Annotated in this window: 4 protein-coding genes; 3 read left to right on the forward strand and 1 reads right to left on the reverse strand. The window is 63.3% G+C overall.

Annotation, left to right across the window (positions count from 1 at the left end):
• On the forward strand, nt 1–359 hold a 359-nt coding region (locus tag VEK15_32700), incomplete at its 5' end, for an FxsA family protein (protein ID HXV65502.1).
• A 32-nt stretch (nt 360–391) separates the two neighbouring features.
• Here the strand turns inward: VEK15_32700 and VEK15_32705 are convergent.
• Nucleotides 392–1,312 (reverse strand): exopolyphosphatase, encoded by a 921-nt coding sequence (locus tag VEK15_32705; GenBank protein ID HXV65503.1) that lies wholly within the window; start codon nt 1,310–1,312, stop codon nt 392–394.
• Nucleotides 1,313–1,427: 115 nt separating this feature from the next.
• On the opposite strand from VEK15_32705, the gene galK reads away from it, so the two are divergent.
• Together galK and VEK15_32715 are read left to right on the forward strand one after the other, a co-directional pair.
• Nucleotides 1,428–2,555 carry a galactokinase gene (galK, locus tag VEK15_32710; GenBank protein ID HXV65504.1) on the forward strand — a complete coding sequence of 376 codons (1,128 nt, stop codon included), beginning with the start codon at nt 1,428–1,430 and terminating at the stop codon, nt 2,553–2,555.
• A 61-nt stretch (nt 2,556–2,616) separates the two neighbouring features.
• Nucleotides 2,617–3,024 (forward strand): globin, encoded by a 408-nt coding sequence (locus tag VEK15_32715; GenBank protein HXV65505.1) that lies wholly within the window; start codon nt 2,617–2,619, stop codon nt 3,022–3,024.
• Nucleotide 3,025 lies beyond the last annotated feature (1 nt).

Genomic DNA, 3,025 nt, shown 5'->3' on the forward strand with positions numbered 1-3,025 from the left:
TCGTCGTTACCGGCGTGGTCGGGGCCTTCGCGGCGAGACGGCAGGGGCTCGGCGTCGTTGCCGAGGCACGTGCTCAGGCGAGCCGCGGCGAGATTCCGGCGGGGTTCCTCGTCGACGGCGTGATGATCCTGCTCGCCGCGGCGCTCCTCGTGACTCCGGGCTTGATCACCGATTCGTTCGGGTTCTTGCTTCTCGTACCGGCAATCCGCGCCAGGGTGAAAGCCCACCTTCTCGAAAGGCTGAAGCGAGCCGTGGAGCAGAACCGCATTCAGGTCCGCGTCGTTGGCGGTGGACGGGGAGGCCCGGTTCACGAGATCGACCCAAGGGAAGAATCCGATACCGGGCGATGGGTGCACTAACTGCGCGTCGACAGTCAAGAGTCGAGCAGCGCTCAGCCCGCCGATCGTGCGGATGACGGTTCGTTCAGTTTTTCGATCAGTTCTTCGATGAGATCGTCGGCGCTCTTGATGTCGAGCGGGGTGGCGCCCGCCCCTTTGTGTCCACCACCGCCGTACTTCGCGAGGAGGCCCCCGATATGCACCGGGCATGTGCGGTTCAGGATGCTGTGGCCGACCGTGGCAACGACGAACTCTTTCTCGGGACCCCAGGCGATGCGAATCGAAGCATTGGCTTCGGGAAACAGGGTATAAACGAGAAAGCGGTTGCCTGCTGGAAGAACCTCCACCTGGCGCAGATCGGTCACGATGACGTTGCCGACGAGGCGCGAGTGATTCCGCATGGTGGCCAGGAATGATTCGCGCTCTTGGGCGATGCGCTTCGCTCGTTTCTTCACCTCGTTCATGTCCATGACGTCGTCGATGGTGCCGTCCCGGAGAGCATCGACCACCGACAGGAAATAATCCTTGAAGGCGCCGAGACCCGTCCGCGGGTCCATGGTGAATCCGAGCAGGATGACCCTTTTGGGATTGACGATGTCCTCGATGGTCAGTCTCGCCCCGTCGTAGCGATCGGTCTCCGCCACCAGCTCGTCGTAAGCGTTCAGCCCCGGGTTCTCGTGGAGGTAATAGTCGTACACGAGACGAGCGGTGGACGGGGCCAGGCCATATCTCCCGTCGAACTTTTCCGGCGGTTTTTCGTAGGTTTTGGTCGCCGAATGGTGGTCGAACCACTTGGTGCAGGCGGGATGATAGGGGAGGTTGGCAATGACATCACCATGTTGAATGGCGAACTTGGCATCGGTGATGTCTTGAGGATGGATGAGCTCGATGCCGCTCAAGCGCTCGGCGTGATCGATGAGAACGGCACAGGTCAAGCCATCCAGATTTCCGCGGGTGACCAAGCGCAGCTGCATCTGTACACTCCATTCGTTGTCTTTGGGTCAGATTCCAGGGTAGCAACTGGCCCCGTTTCCGACAAGATGTCACGGCGGTTTCGCCAGAGCCGCCCTTGCGGTAACCTCCGTCAGGTTGGAAGAGCAAACACCGATCGCGCGGCGCGTGGCGCAGGCTTTTCGAGAACGATTCGGCGGCGAGCCGCGCGTCGCCGTCGCCCCGGGGCGAGTCAACTTGATGGGTGAGCACACCGACTACAACGACGGCTTCGTGTTGCCGGTCGCGATCGATCGGCATGTGGTGGTGGCGTTCTCACCGAACCCCGACCATCGATTGCGGGGCTACTCGCTCGATCTGGACGACGAGGGGAACCGCCGGCTCGACGAGCCGAGGCCCAGGTCCGACTGGCTCGACTATGTCGCCGGAGTCGCCTGGTCGCTTCAGCAGGACGGCATTTCGCTCGATGGTATGAACCTCGTCGTGGGAGCGGATCTGCCGATGGGGGCAGGGCTTGGTTCCTCGGCGGCATTGGAGCTGGCAGCCGCACGGGCGTTCATGGCCGATCGAGCGTGGGACGCCGAGCGTGCGGCCGAGCAGGCGCGACGAGCCGAGAACGATTTCGTCGGGGTGCCCTGCGGAATCATGGACCAGATGTCGGTAGCGCTTTCGGAGCCGGGTCATGGCCTCTTGATTGATTGCCGCGGGCACGGCTACACCCGGATCCCGTTGCCCGAGGACATCGTCATCGTCGTCCTGGACACGGCAACCCGACGGGCTCTCCGTGAGGGAAGGTACCAGGAGCGTCGAGCGAGCTGCGAACGAGCGGCGTCCCTTCTCGGAGTGAAAGCGCTTCGTGATGCAACGCGTGAAGAGATGGAGCGGCTGCCGGAGGCGCTGCGCAGACTCGCGCTTCACGTTAGCGAGGAGAACGAGAGGACGTGCTCGATGGCCGAGGCGCTCGCGGGCGACGACCGGGCGTCGATGAGCGAGCTCATGGCCCGATCCCACGCGAGCCTTCGCGACGGGTTCGAGGTCTCGACACCGGCTCTCGACCGCATGGTCGAGATCGCCTCCGCGCACCCAAGAGCCATCGGTGCTCGGATGACGGGCGCGGGCTTCGGTGGGTGTGCGGTTGCCCTCGTCGCGGTCGAGGGAGTCGAGTCTTTCGTCGCGGAAGTGGGGCGGGCTTACGCCGAGGATACCGGACGAGGCGGTGTTCTTTTCGCCTGCCGTCCCAGCGGAGGAGCCCGGGTTGTCGAATAGGAGGAGGCCATCGGGTTAAGATCGCAACAGGCCTCGAAATTCATTGGCGAGGACGACGAAGATGGCAGACGACCCGATCCAGCAAACGCGCGACAGCCTCAGCCGCTCGCTTCAAAGCGAGGACTTCCTCCAGGCGTTCTATGACAAGCTCATGGCGTCCTCCGATTCGGTGCGGCACAAGTTCGCGACCACGGATTTCGACCGACAGATCGGGGTGCTGCGGGACTCACTGTACCTGATGCTGTCGGCGGCGGGGACGACGACCGGACCGGCTCACCGCGAGCTCGAGAAGCTGGGGGAGCGTCACAGCCGCCGCCAGCTCGATATCAAGCCCGAGTGGTACGAGTTGTGGCTCGACTGTCTGCTCCAAACGGTCGCGGAATACGATCTGGAGTACAGCGCCGAGCTCGACACGGCGTGGCGAGAGACGCTTCGGCCGTGCATCGAGCTGCTCAAATCACGGTATTGAA

This window comes from Vicinamibacteria bacterium, assembly GCA_035620555.1.
In the GTDB taxonomy this organism is placed as follows: Bacteria; Acidobacteriota; Vicinamibacteria; order Marinacidobacterales; family SMYC01; genus DASPGQ01.